A 19,605-nucleotide genomic window follows, 5' to 3' on the forward strand; every position below is an offset into this window, starting at 1 on the left:
GATCCATATCGATTGGCGTTGGTTCGAGTGGATTAGTAAAACTTAGCGAAGAGGTTGCTAAGTACACGTGTTTGCCAACTCCGGTGCCTTCAAGCGGAATGGTTACCGCTTGATAGGGCGTTTCAAAAGTAACTCGCAACGTATCTATGTACTCGAATAGCGAGTCGGGTAGAAACTTTACCCATATCCACAAGGAATCATTGGGCGAAATCGTTTGCAAAGTGTTCGATATCCGAATTGAAAACTGCGCTCCAAAATCAAGCGACGTCGTTTGAAAGGTGAACGGTTGACCGTAGGGATTTGATATTGACACCAACAATGAATCGGTGGTTTTCTGGCGTATTTGACCAAACGCTACGATCTCCCGATTCGTCGACAAAATCGGCATGTAGACCGAGAAATCCGCGTCGGAAGTATCGCCAATTACTGTGTTCACAACTGAACGTATGCGAATCCGGGCATGATTTGTCGTTGGTTGGCTCGGCGTCCATACGAATTCTCCATCGTCTATCGTACTCGTTTCGATGGTTTCCCATGAGTCAGATGGGTAGTTACGGTCGAGTTCAATCGAGACGTTTCCGGTGTTACCCAACGAACTCCAATAAATCGTTTCGGCATAACCGACGAATCGGGTATCATTGCCATTCGGCGATACTACGTCGATCATCCGCGAACCGCGAATAGTAATATCGTCGACGATGAAGCCGCCAAGAATATCATAGTATCCATTGGGTGTTAAAAACAACGATAAATCCGATAAATTCGTCAGATTGTCGTTCCCATTGCGCGAGAGCTGATTCTCACCGTCGGCGTCCCATGTCACCGTCCACACACCATTGGCAAATCGTTGCATTCGTAATTTCACCCAGCGGTCGGGGTAGATAACGACGGTGGTATTCAGTACCGTAGAGTTGTTGTATAAAATGAGTTCCCATAAGTTCGTTTGGTTGTTAAAATTGATTTTCGTATTAAATCCTAAGTTGTTGGGAATGACACTCGGGATACCTTGTGAAAATCCGAGATGGGGAATGCTAAAGGTTGGCACCCGTTTATGAAACCAAAACTCAGCGATGAATTCGCTCGGTAAACTCACTGGAGTGTACAACATTGTACCCCATCCATCAACGTTATTGCAATACATTTCCAGACCGGGAGTGCCGAACCTGCCGCCGGTTTGCAGTATGTTTACCGTTCCCGGTTGTCCCTGGTTCAATACGTTCCATGTTAGATTGGTCGAGAAGTTACCATCGTTGAAATTGTCCGTATAAAAGTAGTCGCCATAAATAACAAAATCGGCACCACTGGTATCGCCGATTTGTGGATTGGTTTGCGAAAGCACCCGGATTCGACCGTTAGTTGTACGATGTTGCGATTGTGGAATCCAATCGAATCGCTGCGCACTCGCAGTAGCAGAACCAAGCGGCAACCAGTTTCCACTTGGATAGTTCACATCCATCTCGATGAATACGTTTCCGGTACTTGCCACGGTTTGCGACCAAGTAACCGAATCTGCTCGACCAACCAATAGGTTCTCCCCACCAGTCGGGTGTGTGACAAACAAGGGAAACGGTGTGTGTCCATAAACGGTGAATCGTTCGATTTCGGATGAGTAAACGACGCGATTTCTTACAAACATTCCGTATTGTGTGTGTCCAGCACTCGTATAGTGACCAACATCAACAATACTTGCGGGATTGCTGACATCAAACACCCGAATGCCGATATGGTGCGTTCCAACATAGCAAAAAGGAAACTCGACCGTAACATCGTGGGCTCCTTCTTGATTGATGTGATAGAATCCGATCTCGGAAGGACTTGTGGGATTAGAGACATCGACGATATGAAGACCTTGCCAGTTGTCGGCAACATAAACTCGATTACCATTTTTAGTAAGGTTTCGGTAGTATCCACTATGGGTAACCGGTGCCCTACCAACTACAACCAGATTATCGGGATTACTGACATCAACGATTTGTACTCCTTGATGACCATCGGTAACGTATGCATAGTTACCGTCAACGACGACATCGTTTGACACATCACCTAATCGATTGGTTCCTCGTAAAACCGGAGTTGCGGGATTACTAACATCAATTACGCCAATTCCAAATCCCGCTTCGGCAACGTACACGAAATTACCTTGTATCGCCATCCGAACCCCATGCCCAATGTTCGCTGAGCCAAGCAATACCGGTGACAAGGGATTGGATATGTTGTAAGTGAAGAAGTTGTTGGAGTAGAGAGCAATCCCAACGCATAAAAGATCCCCTTGTACTACGATTCCCGCAGCATACCTGTGTTCGATAAAAGCGACTTCTACCGGCGCTCGAAAATTCGAAATATCGACAATACTAACACCACCCCGACTTGGCGTGCCAACACCTGAGCAAGTGATATACGCGTAATTTCCTTGTATTACGAGATCTCTACAGTTTTCAGTACCAGTTGGATATACAATTCCACCGAATTTGATGACATTCAAGCTGTCTTGCGCTTCGACAGCTACAATTGGTAACAGCAACGCGATGATTGTAAGCACAAGCAAACCATACTTACAGATAGTGCTGACTCTACACATAGTTCCTCCGGAGAGTTGGTGGTTAATCATCCCCATTCTTGTTTTCATTCAGTAACAAGTTTCCTTGGGATCGGTTTCTTGCAGAGAGAAACTTACATTCCGTTGCAACGCAGTCAATCCGTTCCTGTGTGATAGGAGAGTCGGTGTATTCAAAGCAAGGATCGGCTTTCGCAGACGTTGGGCTTCTGTCTGTGGTCTCATCACGATGTCGACTATTCGACGCCAAAAGCGAACCACATTAAAAACTGAAAAAATAGTCATACCCGAGTTGTATACTAAACAACGTGTTTCGTGTTGGTTAGCATACCGAGATCAGTCGTGGCCGAAGACGCAAGAATAGCGGAGTACCACATACTCTTAAAGTTAGAAAAAGTAGCGGTTGCCAATAAATAGGACTTTTCGGAAGTTACCGGGACATTATGGAAGCTGCCGGGACATTTCGGAGAAATGATTGAGCTACTACTTTTCAAGAATCGATTAAGCCGATTTTGATGGCATACCTGTTTGCATCTACAGCCGACTTTATATGTAGCTTATCAAAGATAGCTGTCTTATAATTTCTCACGGTTTTGTCGCTGATGGAAAGTGCTTCCATGATTTCAGCGGTTGACTTTCCATCCGCAACAAGAAAAAATATCTCTTTCGCGCGTTTAGGTAATGCATTGTAAGCCTGGTCAATCGGGGGTTCTTTCTCTGGTGGCTTTAGTCCAGACATTAATCTCCGGACAAACTCAGGTGGTAAAGTCCGATCCAGAAAATGTTGGTTGTTCGCAACATCTTCTAACGCAATAATCAACCACTCCGCGGCGGACTCTTTACATAAATAGCCATTTGCACCCGCTTGAAACACCAGTTGAATGGTATCGACCTTTTTCAGAAATGTTATAACCAGAATCTTGATTTCTTTGTTCAGAAATCGGAGCTCTTGAGCAAACTCCAACCCATCCTTCCCCGGCAGCGAAATATCGAGGGTGATAATATCGGGTTTCGTTTCCAAAATTCTTCTATTTGCTTCCTCGGCGGTATGCGCTTCACCGACAATCTGGAATCGCGCATCCCTCGACAAACGCGACCTGAGACCTTCCCGAAACAAGGGGTGGTCATCTACGAGAAATACTTTTTGCGGCACTTTCATTTTTAATTCTCCTGGTGCAACGGGATTTCAATAGAAACGACAGTTCCTTTTCCGACTTGCGATTCGATAGACAACACTCCTCCGATCATCTTCATTCGCTCGCGAATGCCGACCAACCCCATTCGTTTCGCTATCATCGCTTCGGGAATTCTCACAGCGGTATCGAAACCCTTTCCATCGTCCTGTATGGTGACATACAGCCGTTCCATATCAAGTCGCATCATGATCATTACCGACTTTGCTTCGGCATGTTTTCGAATATTCGTCAGCGCTTCTTGTACGATTCGGAAAATCGTGAGTGAAATTTCATTCGAAATTTCGACCGGACTCCTTAACGAAACATTACAAGAGACAACAATACCGGTCCTCAATTGAAAATCTTCGGAATAACTCGCAATGCATTTTATCAAACCGCGCTTTTCTAAATCTGTTGGAAGCAATTGGTGACTGATATCGCGAACTTCTTCCGTGATTTTCTTTATCTTCTTCGATATACTACTTACCTGTCGATTGTCAGCTCCTTGAATATCCATGATGTCGAATTGTAGTGCGAGCAATTCCTGAGCGACTGTATCGTGCAGATCGGTTGCAATTCTCTTCCGCTCGTTCTCTTCTGCTCGCAGCAATTCTATTGTCAAGGCGTGGATTCGTTTCTGCGCTTGCTGATGCAACTTTTTCTTTTGTAAGAAACGAAGACCGAAGTATCCTCCTCCTCCGAGCCCAAACGCAATACCGGCGATAATCAAATCCCAGCGATACCGAACGAACCACCAATATGGGTTATGCTCTAAATAGAGTAATGCATACAGTCTATTCCGGTCGTAACCGATAAAAATTGTTCTATCTTGACTTTGAACGAAGCGCTGAATCGTATCGTTTGCGGCGTGAGACTGGTAACGTTGAATCGTGTAATGAGTTATTGCAACCGGCTGTAAGTCCTCATCAAGCAAATGATGCGGAATACTTGTCGAACCCGAGTATCCGAACAGTATCGTCGGTAATCCTTTACCGGGCACAAATCGCTCCGCTGCAACGCTGGCAAGGTTTGGAAGTGTAACAACTTCCGGCATCGGCGCAAAGCGCTCGGTTAGCCATCGCGCAGTCGCATTCTTCTTGTTTACTTCTATGCCAAAGCGCAGTGAATCTGTTACGATAGTTGGAATCGCAATGCTCCCATTGCCGCGGTATTCTCGAAGAATTCTTCCACTCGTGGGCTCCAACTCGCACACATTGTAGTGGATGGTCGGACTGTAGTTTGCAACATTTTGGTATGCGTAAAGACGAAGGCGTGGTGACTTCCTCACAGCGAACCGACAGGAACCGCCGCCGATGTCCCGTTTGACACTCCACAGTAATGAACCATCAGATCGCAATGCTGCAAAGTATCCGAAGTTGCTGCTATAACCATTTACATCAAACCCGGTGAAGTCGGAATTGAAGTTGACCAGAAATTCATCGGCTCCATCGTTATCAAGATCAATCGCTTGTGCGAATGATAAGTGATTGCCGGTTTGAAAAGTGAACCTTTTTTTGAGTGGGTGAATTGAATCGAGCAGGTACAATTCGCGGGGAATTTGTCGTGGGTAGTAATTCGTCATTCCCCAGTGGTAAGTCTTTCTATCACTGGAAAGCTGGTGTGGGGCAGAAAGGTCATACGTCCATTTATCGGATGGAACAGAATCCGGACAATCTGCCTGAAAAGCGATTGTCGGGTAAGAAAAGGACTTCGAGCGAGGATCGAAAGCGAGAAGCTGTATGCGCTTACCGACATCAAATTTCGTCAAAAATAGAATCGGTTTCTCGTTTTCAAGTGGGATCGGAGAAACAAGATTGTAAGTAATCGAATCGTTCCTTTGTCCAGTGGCGCTCTGCCAAAGCAAAACATAACTGTTGGGGCTCTCTATGACTTTGGAGGTTTCATCGACGATTTGAAGATAAAGGATAGTATTGGTTGGTTTAAAAAAGGCTTGGAGAATTTCTTTCTTACTATCGCCATCCCAATCGACAAACTCAGCGTTTGTAAGAGATGTGTTGTATTTATCGAGTTCTTTGATTAGATAGGGATAAGCCCCGGGATGAGTGGACGAAGTACGTGTACAGCTTGCGAGTAGTAGCAGGCAAACTTGCAATCCGAGCAGTAAGCAGATTGTCCGAGTTGGATGGTATAAATTGAGAGTTAGCAAAGTTTTTTTCCAGACTGTACACACAATTTATACAATACGCTTTTCATTATCAACGACAATTGATTCAATTTAAATTTGATTTGACAGCGAGAGCCAATTGGTGCCATGTTTGATTTTGTTACCAATACTCGCATGACCGATTCTTTGATCTTGCCATTATTGCTCCGAAGCAAGCGCAGGGAAGACGATGCAAGGTTCTTCGCCGGAAGACCTGTTAGTTTTTCTGTTGCTTTTGTAGATACTCTCGACATAAACCTCCTTCTGATTGGCTTTGAAGAATATAATACACTATCCGTTTAGCAGTAAGTTGCGTATAGCGCAGCAAATATATCACATGGGTTTTTCGAGAGAAACCATGAACACAGTCGGCACCGAAAATTGTTCCATCGGGATATCGTTGATGTCATTAACCCATTGGTCGGTAAAAAACAGCTTTTGTTGCTTTACGGTTCCCCGCAGGTTGGGAGGGAATCCATTTTAAATCTTCTCTGCGCGAGAACTGAAAGTCGGTTCGGGGGTAACACATTTAATGTGGACTGGGAAGGTAATCGCCTAATGGAAACATTCAATCGGGGTGTCGAAGCAGTCGTAAAACAATTGGAAGTGATGGGTGGTCGTTTCCTTCCCCTTCCCCAACCCCTTGACCAATGTATGCAGTTCCGTATGCATCTCCTTTAACTCGGCGATTTCCGCTTTGATCAGCGCAAATTCTTCACTCGACCGCTGTTCAATGCGCTCGCCGGTGATCCGCGTTCCCGCCTGCAATACCGACAACAAAACCAATTGCAAGTATGCCGACGAAATGGTGAACAAGTTAGACCCCCGCTACGAGTTGCACTCACTACTTTTGTGGATGCCATATTAAGCGGTTTGCGTTTCCCGAAAAGATCTGCCAATTCCGGTGCAACAGCTGTAGTTTTCCTTGTATAGAATCGTATCCCTTGGGCTTCGTGGTCTACCTCGATTCTCTCAATACACTTTTTCAACATCGATTTTTTTACATCGGGTGTTGACGTTCGGATTCTTTCCTATAAGTTTTGAATATAGAACCGTAAAGCGTCTTCGTGGAGTTCGACGTTAAAGATCACTTACACATTTTTTCTTCTTTAGTATTGTTCACATTATTGAATTGGATGATCCCTATACCCCGAAAGGGCAAAGACACCCATACTCACAAACTAAAGATTGTGACATTACTCACATGTTTTTTCTCAAAACCATTCATCATCCTTCTACACAATCGTAACAACATTTATATTCTTCATATATAAAAACAACAGATTTGTTGTATCGTTCCTAATCATCGTAGGAGATCCAATGCGATCCCACACATACTGCAGTATCCGCACATTGATTTTTGTCCTACTTGCTCTGCTTACCGTCGGAACATTTGTTGTGCCTGTTTTAGCGAACACAGAGAAGTACCCCCGAGACAAAGACGGGAACTTCACTCTCGACGCAGTTCCGCCACCTGCTTCCAATCCTCCCGTGATAGATGCCATTGGTGGTCCCGATGGATACGGGTACCGCTGGATCGACAACAATGGAGAGCCGACCGGTCCGACGTATGGTTGGATTGACATTTCTACTACCGGTACAAGTTGTGGAATAACAGGCGACGATCAAACTTCTCTTGCTCTGCCAATAGGATTTAGTTTTCCTTTTTACGGGACGAGTTATACCCAGTTTCGTGTTTGTACAAATGGTTGGATTACATTGAATGCCAGCGAAACTAGTACCTCCTATACGAATTCCACACTACCGAATGCTACGGTACCGAATAATATCATCGCGCCGTTTTGGGACGATCTAATCTCCAACAATGTTCGTTACCAAAATGTTAGTGGCAATCTGGTTGTCAGTTGGTTAGGCTCGACTGCGCAATCCGGAGGAACCGGAACTTTTGATTTTCAGGCAATTTTACATCCCAGCGGAGAAATCCGTTTTCAGTACAATACCGTTGGAACGCCGGTAAATAGTGCCACCATCGGCATCGAAAACTCGACCGGAACAACTGGATTGCAAGTAGTCTATAATGCGGCTTATGTGGCTACAAATCGGGCAGTTCGGATATATCCCGACCCGAATTTTCTTGGTGTACCGACGAACCCAGCTCCGACCGACGCATCCAATAATGTTCGATTAAGTCCAACTCTTAGTTGGGTCGCTGCAAACAATGCTACTGGCTATCACGTGTACTTCGGAACCACAAATCCACCGATGTCCATGATCTCTTTCAATCAGCCGGGGACATCCTTCGTAGCAACAGATCTATTAGAAGGAACAACCTATTACTGGCGAATCGTTGCGACGAATGGTTCGACAACAAATGCTGGAGCGGTTTGGTCATTTACCACGAAAAGCCCCGATAGTTATGGATATCGATGGAGTGATAATCTGGATGTTGGTGGTCCCTCCTATCAGTGGATTGACCTTTCCTCCACTGGTACAACAGTGTATACCGCCGGGGATGATTCGACGTCGCGCGCAATACAAATCGGTTTCCCCTTCAACTACTACGGGACAACCTATACTCATTTCAAAGTGTGTACCAATGGGTGGCTCACTTTAGACACCACGACAACAACAACCCAGCATATCAACACGACAATTCCCGCCACTGCCATTCCCAATGCCTTGATTGCCCCTTATTGGGATGATTTACGGTTGACGACTGCAACAAACAGCTATCTCAAATATCAAACGATTAATGCAAATCAACTGGTCGTGGCCTGGCGAACCCCGCATTTTTCTGGCACCGGGATTTTTCAATTTGAAGTAATTCTGAATCTTGATGGCTCCATTCTCTTTCAATACGATTCGGTAGGTACACTAAATAACAGTGCAACGATTGGCATCGAGAATGGACTGGGTACGGTAGGCAATCAGATCGTTTACAATTCAACCTACCCGGTTCCTGGACGAGTCGTGAAACTAACCGGACCACAACCCGGTTTACCGGCAACGCCAAGCCCAATAAATAACGCCACCAACCAGCCCTTCACGAATCTCTCTTTAAGTTGGAGTGCAACCAATGCCACGGGATACGATGTGTATCTCGCCACAAATAATCCACCAACAACATTGGTTTCCACAAATCAACCGATTACGAGTTTCTCCGCACCGACATTGTCGGTGGAAACCACCTACTATTGGCGAATCGTTGCCCGGAATGCCAGTGGAACCACCTATGGTCCAATTTGGCAATTCACAACAGGTTTACCGATTCCGTCCAACCCTATTCCAGCCGACGAGGGATCGGGTGTAATTAATTGCGGATTACAATGGGGACGTTGTGTCGGTGCGACCGGGTACGACGTGTACTATGGAATGACAAACCCACCCCGGATGAAAGTTGCCTCCAACATCCCCGATACAACATTCGACCCCGGTTCCTTTACCGGTATGCAACGGGTGTATTGGCGCGTTGTCGCCAAGTACGGCGCGAATGAATCTTCGGGACCGATTTGGTCGTTTGAAGCGCAAATGGGGAGCACGGGGTATCCTGAGTTGATGTCGCCGATTGACCACGCCGAGCAGATTCCCTATACATTACAACTCTCCTGGATGCAACGCAGCCTAAGTACCTATGATGTTTTTCTCTCAACATCGCTTTCAGATGTAATGAATCAGAATCCAACGGCACGAATTGCGGAACAGATAACCGATTCGTATTTCTCCGCGACCAATTTTCTAACATTGGGACAGACGTATTATTGGCGAGTTGCGGAGTATAGTATTCCTCCGGGCACAATGCATATATCTGCCCCACGTGAATTTTCAATACATCCCGGTTTAAGCGGTGAGTTTGAGATTGGGGATATGGCGCACGCCACGTTTAACAGTGCGTTAAACGATTTAACTTCCATCGGTGTCGGAAGTGGTGGAGTAACATTTAACGTTCGTCCGGGTATATACAATGAAAATTTGATCATTCCAGCTCTCTTCGGATCGAGCCCCAGTAATCCGGTTGTATTCCGATGTTCGAGTCACGATGCAACCATCGTCCCGCAAACAACTTTTGACGATGTGGTACAGCTTGCTGGCGCCAATTGGGTAACGTTTGACGGTGTTAATATTTCGGATTTGGCAGCGCAATCACGCTACGCATTTCATCTAAAAAACGGTGCGTCTCACATAACCATTGTAAATAGTACGATGTCAGCAACTCGGCGAGCCGACGATCAAGTTGCAATACTATCGAATCACTCGAATGACAGCGAACCTTCTAACTCGTTTAATCAATTCTTGAACCTTAAAGTTTCCGGCTACAATGTTGGCGCTCGATTGGAAGGTATAATTAGCCGCGATTCGAATAACGTCATCGGTTCAACGACCACCAATATTTCTAGCACAAACCGCACAATTTTCGGCTATACATCAAGTATCGGTACCGGCATTATCGCTCATAAACAATTTGGTTTTACGGTAAGCGATTGTGATATCCGAAATGTCACGATGTCAACCGATAATTCTGTTAATGGGATACACGCCTCTTATGATGTTCAAGGCGGCCAATTTCTAAGAAACCGGATTCACAATCTTACCGTTGCCTCTGGAACCGGTAAGGTTATGGGAATCAACGTTTTTCTTAATTGTCAAGTTCAGATTGCCAATAATGTCGTGTACGATTTACGAAACAATGCCCAAGCATCCGATTTTCGGGTTTATGGGATTTATTCCGAAGGAACGGCAGATCTTGCGCATAACACGGTTGTCTTAGAGTGCGATTCTGCTTTCGGGTCGGCTTGTGTAAGAGCGCAAATTGGAGCGATTCGTAACAACATTTTCATCAATGCGAGTCGTAGTGCTTTCACACCGCAACGTCTCCACGTGATATATCTTGAAGCTTGGCAAAGCGGTATCATCGATCACAATGTCGTGTATGTTCCCAATCCAGTTGGTGGCGGTGCCGCCGTGAATATTTACAATCCGGAAACCCTGATTCCATGGTCGAGTTGGCAAACAACTTCGCGCGATGCGAACTCATGTAACGGCGATCCTCGCATCTACTCTTACGGACCTAACCTTGATTACCGCCTTTCTCCCGACAGCCCGGCGCTGTATCGCGGTGCATCGCTAAGCTGGGTACTAACCGATATCGACAGTTCGCTTAGGAATCCGGTTACTCCGGCATGTGGTGTCGATGAGCCCTCTGCTGTTAAGTTACGAAAACCGGTTGGAGGCGATACACTACTTATCGGGCAAATAGATACTGTTAAGTACAATGTATCAGGATACCAATCGATTCGGGTTGAATGGAATCAAAATTACCCAAATGGAAACTGGCAAACTTTAGCTGCTAACAATTCTCCAACGATGCAACAGCATTTATGGCGACCAGACCCTGGCTCAGCAACAACACATGCTCGCGTGCGAATATCATCTCTTGAATTCCCCAGCTTGCGCGATTCAAGTACAAGTGAATTTTCGTTGTTTGAATCTTCACTTACGTTAGTTAATCCCAGCGGCGGCGAGACATTAATTGGCGGTTCTCCCTATAATATTCAGTGGTCAAGCAACCTGCCGGGATCTGTTCGTTTGGAAGTGAATTATCACTATCCCGAAGGAGATTGGCAAACCATTACCTCGGTCGGTGGTACTCCGATTGCACAACATCTTCCATCGACAGGGAGTTTTCTTTGGAACGTAAGTGTCGATTCGTTAGATCCACTACAACCATCTTTTTGGATTGCAAGGATTCGAGTCGTATCCGAAAGTTATCCATCATCGCTCATCGATAGTTGCAATAGTAACATTCGCATCGAGAATCCCTATTTCAATTTAATCGGTCATTCCCCGTCTGATACTATTTACTGGGGCTATCCCGATACGCTGCGTTGGCAGTCGAACTTGGGTGGCTTCGTTCGAGTAGAACGTTTCAATGGTGGAACATATCCCGGTTACAATTGGAGCCTTGTTCGCGATAGCGTTCCGAATACCGGTGAGTATGTCTTCATCCTTGACTCATCTGCACTGTACACGAATTACTTCGGAGGCTTGAAAATCTCCCATCTCGGCAGTACGTTTACCACGGGAAGAATTGCGTGGGACAATGTTAGACGAGTATTGGAATTAGTTAATCCGCATAACGAAATGCGGACACGGATGTCAGAACCGATTCAGTGGTTACCCACGGGCTTGTCTGGTAATGTGCGAATAGAGATGAAGCGGAGTTACCCCACGGAAGGCGAATGGCAAACCCTTTTCGAGAATATTCCCAATGATGGGTATGAGAATTGGGTCGTTCCCGCCCATAGCGACCCGGGAAATATTGCAGTTCGGTTCCGGATATCATCGCTCGAACAGACACAATATGACTATATAAGTCAGTCATTCGCCATCATTCATCCGATATATTTACCTCAACCCTCCGATACGCTTTTTCTCGGTGAACCTGATACTATCCAGTTGGTGTTCGATGAGCGCATTACCGGTTTTGTCAATATCAAATTGAATCGTGCGTACCCCAGTCCGGTTTGGGTAACGATTGCAGCGAATCGTCCAGCAACGAACCACATCTTTTTGTGGACACCGACGGGAGCAGTAACCGAGAATGCGCGTATCGCTATTGTTCCGTTATCAAATCCGGAAGTTGCCGATACGATGGTTGGTAACTTCAGTATCCTCAATCGACAAGTGAACATTACTTATCCCGATGGCGGGGAACAAATCGTCGTGGGAAGACCGGACTCGATTTGCTGGAGTATGACGTATCCGACCCGGTTCGATATTTATCTCAGCAGGCATGGTGTCGATCCGGTCAATCTTGAACTGATTGCATCAAACGTATCCTCGCTGGATGGCCATTGTTACTGGACACCAACCGCTCCACTCTCAGACAATTCGTACATCTATATCGTCGATCCAAATCTTGGAGTAGATGATTGGTCCGATACACCATTCCGAATCGTCAGTTCTACGATAACAGTCACCCGTCCCAACGACGGTGAACATTTTTACTTCGGTCTGCAGGATACTATCCGTTGGAATTCCTTGAATCTAAGCGATAATAGTCTGGTCGCCATCGATCTTCGCCGGGGATACACTGCACAATGGGAAAATATCGTACCCTCAACCCGGAATACCGGCGTTGCCTTTTGGACACCAAACGGGGTAGCAAATCAGAATTCCAAAATTCGAATTCGCTCGTTAGAATCCCCAGCGGTCTGGGACACCTCCGATTATACTTTTAACATTGAAAACTACAGTTGGTTATTGGCATTTCTTGCCCGTAATCCGAATCTTGGGAACTTACAAAACGAATGGTCGCCAGCAGTTCCATTTGATGCTACAACCGGGAATCGCCCGCCACTGGAAGTAACATTTCCCCACCAAGGAACCGGTCATGCGAATCCCGATACGGTTAGTTTGTCCTATCGCCGTATTGATTCTGACGAGTTGACCAAACGGATCAATCGATATTGGGATATCGAACCATCCTCAGAAAATTTTCAGAATGCAGAGTTAACTTTACGCTTCCAACGATCGGATTTACCTGCCGGTTTAAGCGATCCTGTTAATGCGAATCCACGGCTGATCTCGGTCTATTCAAATGATGGAGGTTTGACTTGGATTTTTGAACCGGGCGGCAGTTGCACGGTCGATAATCAAGGCTCTGATGGCAATACATTCCAGTATAACCTTACCGGATTGAATCACATGTCACAATGGGCATTAACCACCGATGGAATGCAACCGGTACTTACTACTCCGAATGGTAACGACACTCTTGTTATTGGCACAACAACCACGATCCGTTGGAACAATTCGATTCGGGGTGGATTGGTAACAATCCAATTGAATCGCAATTACCCCTCAGGCAACTGGGAGACTATACTCACCAATACACCCAATGATTCGTTGGAGAATTGGGTGGTGTCGGGAGCAGTAACCAGTAATGCCCGGTTCCGGATTTTCTCAGAGCTGTTTGCTACCGATGGCGATACCAGTAATGCAGCGACCGTTATTCGAAACCCCGGTGCAGTATCGGTTGTTACAGTAACATATCCCAATGGTGCGGAATCCTTGCGAATTGGTGTTACCGATACAATTCGCTGGAGCGCACCAACACTATCGGGTAATGTGTCAATTGAACTGAAACGAAATTATCCCACCGGAAATTGGGAAACGCTTTTCTCAAACACGGTGAACGATGGAAAACAAGCGTGGTCAATAAGCGGCATCGAAACGACAAATGGTAGAATCCGAATTCGTTCGGTAACAACGCCAACAACCGGTGACACTTCGGATGCGAATTTCGAAATCTACCGGCGAGCGGTTCGGATTACCTATCCGAACAGTGGTGAGATTGTAACATTGAATGTTGAAGACACGATTCGTTGGACTTCGCGCGACGTTACCGGAAATGTGCAAATTAAATTTACCCGCAACTATCCCAATCCGCCGTGGGTGACTGTTCCCAATGGAATTAGTGTACCGGTTTCACAGGGTTACTTACCGTGGACACCAACTGGAACCACAACAACCAACGCTCGTGTCGCGATAATTCCTGCGTCATATGTCGATGCCGCCGATACATCGGATGGTAGTTTTTCGATACAAGACCGTGCGTTAACTCTTACCCACCCAAATGGTGGGGAAGTGCTGTTGTTGAATCGAGCGGATACAATCCGGTGGACGGCAACCTACACCAGCACTGCCTCATTGTTCCTGATGCGACATGGTGTGAATGGAACCGAGGAAGTGATTTCCGCTGTGGACACCATCCCAACCCGGCGTGGCTATTTTATCTGGACACCGACGGGAACGCTGACCGACAGCGCATACATCCATATTGTCGATACCTATTATGGAATCGAGGATTGGTCGGATAACCAATTCCGGATCGTAAATTCTATGATGACAGTATCGCGACCGAATGATGGTGAAGTATTCTACTTCGGTTTACCCGATACGATTCGATGGACACCTTACAACATCACAGGAAATGTAGCTGTTGATCTCAGGCGAACGGTTACTGGTCTATGGGAGACGCTGTTCGCCAATCAATCGAACACCGGCTCTGTCGCATGGATTCCCACCGGCAATAGTTCTATCAGCGCAAAAGTACGTATTCGCAGTTTGAGCAATCCGGCAGTCTATGACACCTCTGACTTCCCGTTCAGTTTAACGAATTATCCTTGGTCTGCGTCTCAGCTGACTGTTTACAATCCGAATGCCGGAACGAACCATTTACTCGCTTGGACGCCGACGATTCCTTTCGATGTTTCCTCGAATAATCTTCCACCAATCGAGGTCTCGTTCCCAACCCAATTGAATGGTTATGCCAATCCGGATTCGATACTACTCTGCTATACAATGATTGCTGCCGATGCGTTGGTGAGTGATCGAACGATTCGCCGGTTCTGGATGACATCTCCATCGTCGCAACAATTCCAGAATGCCAGTTTAGCTTTACGATTCGCCGCGGCAGACGTTCCGCTTGGCATTAGCGATCCGGTAACCGTGTATCCACCTTTACGGGCTGCTTATTCGGATAACGATGGGCTCGATTGGGTCATCCAGTCCGGAGGAACCATCGTACGTGATACCGGTGCCATTAGCTCATACCGGTTCCAGTTGAGTTCCTTGAGCCATCTTGCAAAATGGTCAATCGTCAATTCCGGACTACAACCGGTTATCACACATCCTAATGGTGGTGAGCGGTTACTACTTGGGCAATTAGACACAATTCGCTGGAGCAATAACATTCGCGGTGGGTTGGTGTCCATCCAAATCAATCGAAGTTATCCAACTGGGACTTGGGAAACCCTCTTTGCTTCGACTCCCAACGATAGTATGGAAGTCTGGACTGTAAGCGGCGCGCTATCTACAACCACACGAATCCGGATTGTCTCCGATTGGTTTACTACCGATGGCGATACCAGTAACACCAATTTTGATATTGCCACCAATGATCCACCCGCCGCTCCGCGCAACTTGATTGTGACAAGATCGGGCGATGATGCAATGCTCAATTGGACACGCGTCGACAGTTCGCAAAGCGGGTATCCGATTATCGTATCGGGTTACAACGTTTACTCCCGAGACATATGGACGAATCCCTGGGTTCTGCGCAGCTCGCTTATAGGAACGAATGAATTAACCTGGCGAGATACCAGTGGCGTCCGGGATAACAGCAAACGATTCTACATCGTGAAAGCATTTATCGGCGGCACGATTGATACAATCGATACGCAACCGGAAATCGAAGCGGTTGCACTACCCGAGTCGTTACCGCGAAAGGGCCCGGTACGATGAGCGATGCATTAATGGCGTCGCTAACGGCGCAACTTCGAAAACTGAATTCTTCTGCCGATAAAAGCGAAGCGCAGACCCCGCGCATGTTACCGGGTGAGCGGCGCGAGATCGCAATTCTCTTTCTTGACTTAAAAGGATTTACACAGTTGTCGGAGAAATTGCAAGACCCGGAGATGATTCACTTAATCGTGAACGGGCCTGATGGGGTAATGACAACGTTACACAAGATTGTTGAGTTTCATGGCGGTTATGTCGATAAGTACGAAGGCGATTTAATCATGGCGCTGTTCGGAGCTCGGCAGGCATCGGAAAATGATTGTCATCGCGCCGTTAGTTGCGGCATGAAACTCATGGAAGCGGTAGCCACCATTGATGATGCCCTTTCTGGACTTGGGGTGAGAATTGGCGCTCGCTGTGGGATAAATTTCGGATGGGTGACGTTTGGCCCCGACCCATCGGGACACGATACTGCGATGGGATCAGCAGTGAACATTGCCTCCCGCATGGAGTCGACGGCGGAAGTTAATACCGTGCAAGCCACCAATGCCGTAGTGCGAGCGACACAGGATTATTTCCTTTGGGAAAATTTAGGCGACATTCTGGTAAAGGGATTGGAAAAACCGGTACACGCATACCGGGTCATTGGCTATGGCGATCTTCATAAAGCGCGCTGGGAACGTACGTCTTGGATGCAGCATGTACCAATGGTTGGCCATGCGGAAGAATTAAAGGCACTGCTTGAACATTGGAACAAATTCCATTTCGAGCGTGAACTGAATCCGCGGGGTGGTGTAAAACACACCATGATTGGATTGCGGGGTGAGCCCGGTATAGGTAAATCACGATTGGTGTTTGAGTTCCTGAAACGTACGCAATCCGAACAAAATTTCCTGTTGCTACACGGACACACGATGTCGGTCGCACAGTCGCCCTATTACATGTGGGCGTGCATTTTGCGCGACTTATTTCACATTGCAAGCGAAAAACCCGATCAAGAACGTTTCCAATTCGTATTCGATGAATTTCTACGTCAAGCGGACGTCGAGAAGCATCCGAACATACCGCGGTTGTTTCCCTATTTGTCCTATGTACTGGGACTACCGGTTCCTGAACTCGAAGCGATCCCCGACTCGATTCGCATTGAACAAATCAAGCTTGCCTTGCGCGATTGCTTTCTCATCATCGCTCACACAAAATTTCCCATCGTCTTTTTCCTTGATGACTTACATTGGGTAGATTCCTCTTCGCAGGAGCTGCTCGAATTTCTGGTCGCAAACAGCGACACGGAGAATCCGTTTTTTTTCCTTGGTACCTACCGACCGGATCGAGATGATGGCACACCAATTGAATTTAAACTACATCCCGGGTATGTCAATTTTCAGGAAATTCCAATTCCACCACTCACCGAAGAGCAAACCACCCAACACATTGCTGAAATCTTACAAGGATACCTTTCCAATTCATCTACAACAGAGATTCCTATCGAGTCACAACGAATTGTGTATTACTTTTCTCACGGAAATCCCTTTTTTACCGAAGAGTTAATTCTCGATTGGTTGGAGACCGGTGAATTATACAACCGCGATGGTATCTGGATTTTTGAACCGTCGGCGAAGCGACTCGAACTACCCAATAGTATCACCAGTTTAGTTAGAGCAAGGGTAGATCGATTACCGGTGGAAACCAAACTCGCTTTGCAACAATGCTCCGTGATTGGACTCGACTTTTCTCTTCGATTGTTTCAACGAGTAAAGAATAAGTTGTCGCTCTCCGACAATGCCGCGCCATTACTGAATGACTTAGTCTTTCGTGATTTTCTCCGCAGCATTTCGTCATTACACGACGCGATGTACAAATTTAAACTCACGACGACAAAAAGTGTCGCCTACTCGACCTTGTTAATGAATAATCGGAGTTTGCTTCATCGTTTAACTGCGGAATCAATTGAAGAATTGTTTGATAATGACCGCGATATGAATGCGGGAATTCTGGCGGAACATTGGCATCTCGCGAATGAAGTAAGCAAATCGTTGAAATATGGAATCACCGCGTTGCGCTGGCTTCGCCGCGGCGGCAATAACCGGGAAGCGGCAACCTTATATGAGAAGTTACTCCGGTGGCTGCCGGAAACAGCGATGGATCCGAATGATCAATTTGCCGTTCACGCATTCGATTTACTGAAACTTGCCGAAGCGATTGCAAATAGTTTGGGTGATCGCGTAACTCAAAAAGTACATCTCGCAAAATTGTCGCTGTTCGTTCAGAGTGATCGGTTCAAAAAAGACGCTGCAATGATAATCAACCGGTGGGGTAATTTCTGTTATGTTACCGGGGATTTTGAAGCAGCACGAACCTACTATGAAGAATGCGTTACTGTTTCGAACACAGTTCACGATGAAAAATCAGCCGCACACGCCACCGGTAATATCGGTTTAATCGCCATGCACGATAAGCAGTACGAAGAGGCGGAAGCGCGCTTCGTGCGCGCAATTCAACAGTTCATCCAGTTACAGGACGAGTATTCCTTGAACTTGTTTGAGTTGAATCTTGCTGGGATGTGTTTTCTCAAAGGTGAAATCGAGCGTTCGACGCTGTTACTGGAGAAAGTTCAGGAGCGCGCACACCGGTTGCAGGATCGTAATGGCGAAGCGCGGGTTTGGAATAATCTTTCACTGATTCAACTACATCAAGGGCAACTCGATGCTGCCATAACATCCTGCCTGTCAGCCAGTAAAATATATCGGGAAATCGGGGAGCGAAAGTCGGAAGGCATTGTTTTGACAAATCTTGCCCGGCTCTATCAGAAAACCCAGGAAACAGCGAAATCGCGAAAATACTACGCTGATGCAATCCTCATTCATCAGGAAGTCGGCAATAGTATTGAGGAGAAAAAAGCACAAGCGGAATTGGCAGCGCTCAGTAGATAACGTTGACCGTTTCTACGACACAATTGAGAAGGCTATCAATTGTTTGTATTAGATTTGTATCAACAGTTCAGCGTTCAAGCCGTGTAAGATCACTGCTGTTGCTTGACTGGATTTGCAGGAACGCTTCGATACGCATAACTAAGTGACCTACAATTACAGCTTTCACAAATACAATTGCGTGTAATGTTGTTTGAGAATTCAACGATTTCGCTTGACATTTGACAGTTTCGATACTACTATTCTGTTACTGCTTACTACCTCGAACATTGTTGATCACACTTTGCTGATAACTGAGGTACTGGTGATTCGATCTGGCGATATGTTACCACCACTTTCTACAATGCCCATCCGACATTGCCAACACGATACTATTGATCCCAATCAATGTTTAACTCACATTGTTGTATTAGGTCAAGAATGTGCTTTGCCGATTTCTTGTTGCAATTCTTCTCGCATTACCCGGGGGGCATAAAGATGTTCCGACGCATACTAACGCTCACACTACTTTCACTCGGTTTG

Annotated in this window: 6 protein-coding genes; 2 read left to right on the forward strand and 4 right to left on the reverse strand. The window is 46.3% G+C overall.

The window, feature by feature from the left end; genetic code table 11:
• The 4 genes from OEM52_07140 to OEM52_07155 form a co-directional block, all read right to left on the reverse strand.
• Nucleotides 1–2,578, reverse strand: a 2,578-nt coding sequence (locus OEM52_07140) for a hypothetical protein (protein ID MDK9699899.1), incomplete at its 3' end; no start/stop codon positions are given.
• 466 nt (nt 2,579–3,044) lie between these two features.
• A complete protein-coding gene (locus tag OEM52_07145; GenBank protein MDK9699900.1) occupies nt 3,045–3,713 on the reverse strand; it encodes a response regulator transcription factor in 669 nt (222 codons plus the stop codon).
• Nucleotides 3,714–3,715: 2 nt separating this feature from the next.
• Nucleotides 3,716–5,896, reverse strand: coding sequence for a sensor histidine kinase (locus OEM52_07150; GenBank protein MDK9699901.1), 2,181 nt, complete (start codon nt 5,894–5,896; stop codon nt 3,716–3,718).
• Nucleotides 5,897–6,448: 552 nt separating this feature from the next.
• Nucleotides 6,449–6,709 carry a hypothetical protein gene (locus OEM52_07155; GenBank protein ID MDK9699902.1) on the reverse strand — a complete coding sequence of 87 codons (261 nt, stop codon included), beginning with the start codon at nt 6,707–6,709 and terminating at the stop codon, nt 6,449–6,451.
• A 504-nt stretch (nt 6,710–7,213) separates the two neighbouring features.
• On the opposite strand from OEM52_07155, the gene OEM52_07160 reads away from it, so the two are divergent.
• Nucleotides 7,214–16,159: a hypothetical protein gene (locus OEM52_07160; GenBank protein MDK9699903.1), complete on the forward strand. Its 8,946-nt coding sequence runs from the start codon at nt 7,214–7,216 to the stop codon at nt 16,157–16,159.
• Entirely contained in the window at nt 16,156–19,086 is a 2,931-nt protein-coding gene (locus OEM52_07165) for a tetratricopeptide repeat protein (GenBank protein MDK9699904.1), read from the forward strand. The genes OEM52_07160 and OEM52_07165 overlap by 4 nt, the downstream gene beginning before the upstream one ends.
• Nucleotides 19,087–19,605: the final 519 nt, after the last annotated feature.

The sequence above is a fragment of the bacterium genome, assembly GCA_030247525.1.
Classification (GTDB): domain Bacteria; phylum Electryoneota; class JAOADG01; order JAOADG01; family JAOADG01; genus JAOTSC01.